General features: G+C 40.6%; 1 protein-coding gene. It reads left to right on the top strand.

Annotated features, from left to right (window positions below):
• Positions 1 to 15 precede the first annotated feature (15 nt).
• The coding region (locus tag HUN22_RS17040) for a TolC family outer membrane protein (protein WP_368074586.1) at positions 16 to 1,418 on the top strand (1,403 nt) is incomplete at its 3' end.

Here is a 1,418-nt window from a genome sequence, read left to right as displayed (position 1 = left end):
GCTTCTAGTGTATCAATATCAATTACAAAGGCAGAGACCGCATCTGTTAACTCGGGAAAAAGCTTAACAAAAAAAGTTTCTCAACTCTTTAAACCCACGCCTGATGAAAGCTATCGATCTGTCGATTTCCAAAAATTAAGCAATTTAGGATTTGATCAGAGGCAATTTCAACGGCTAGGAAATGATGGGAACTATTTACCGACTTCTACTGCGATGTGGAACAATCACGTCAGCCTAATTGATGCGATTCAATATGCAGTTCAACGGAACCCTAATATTTCTCAAGCCATTTCAACTTTAGCTGGCCAAAACGCGGGTATTGATTATGCCAAGGCTGGTTATTTTCCTCAAATTTCAGGTGGTATCACCACAGGTGATTTGGGTAGTGGTGAACGTGGTCGGCAGTTATTGACTTTAAACGCAACTCAAATGCTTTATGATTTTGGTAAGGTGAAATCTGGCGTATCGGTTGAGAAGGCCAAGCTGCAAGTCGAGCAGGCTAATGTGCTGGTCAGCATTGATGATATTGCACTTGATGTTGCACAGTCGATTATCAATATTCAGCGTTACCTTCAATTAAATAAGATTGCTGAGCAGCAAATTGCAGGTATTCAACGTATTCAGAATATAGCGAATTTACGTGCAAATGCTGGTATTAGTAGCCAAGCTGACCCAGTTCAGGCACAAACATATTTAGAGTCTGCACAGTCGACACTCATTGCACAGCAATCTTTATTACGTCAGTACCAGCAACATCTAAGAACTCTGGTAGGCGTAGATTTTTTTAATAAATCATGGATCATTCCTGACGATTTAGTGAAACAATCTGGTCTTTATAATGAGCCTGAGTTTAATACCATTCCAAAAATGATTGCGGCTCAAGCCAGTGTTGAAGTTGCCAAGGCACAAAAGGAACAGACTCGTTTAACACGTTATCCAACCTTGTCGGTTAAAGGTTCTTTGAGTCAAGCCATCAATGGCAGAAACCCGAACAATGATGAAGATGATGGTTTGTACAGTTCCGTCATGCTTGAAGCAACCAGTCAGTTTTATCAAGGTGGAGCAGTTTCTTCTCAGGTCAAAATGGCAAGTTATGCCGAAGAAGCGGCTAAATCTAAAGTCAATTCTGTCTATCTGGATGTTCTCGACCAAATTCGAACAAGTAGAGAACAAATTGAAAATAAACAACGTCAAATGTTGGTTTTAGCAAATCGCCAAGCCACTACCGTTCGTACACGTGAACTTTATCAAGAGCAGTACAAACTTGGTACGCGTTCATTGGTCGATTTATTGAATGCTGAGCAAGCGATTCATAGTGCTAACTCAGAACTCGAAACTGCACGTTACGATATCTATAGCAGTATTGTTCAGTACATTGCAGCAACAGGACGTTCTCGCCAAGCTTATGACTTAAATAA

Source organism: Acinetobacter lactucae, from assembly GCF_013344765.1.
In the GTDB taxonomy this organism is placed as follows: domain Bacteria; phylum Pseudomonadota; class Gammaproteobacteria; order Pseudomonadales; family Moraxellaceae; genus Acinetobacter; species Acinetobacter lactucae_A.
Note: the sequence above shows the minus strand (reverse complement) of the source record. Positions and strands in the feature narration are given on the sequence as shown.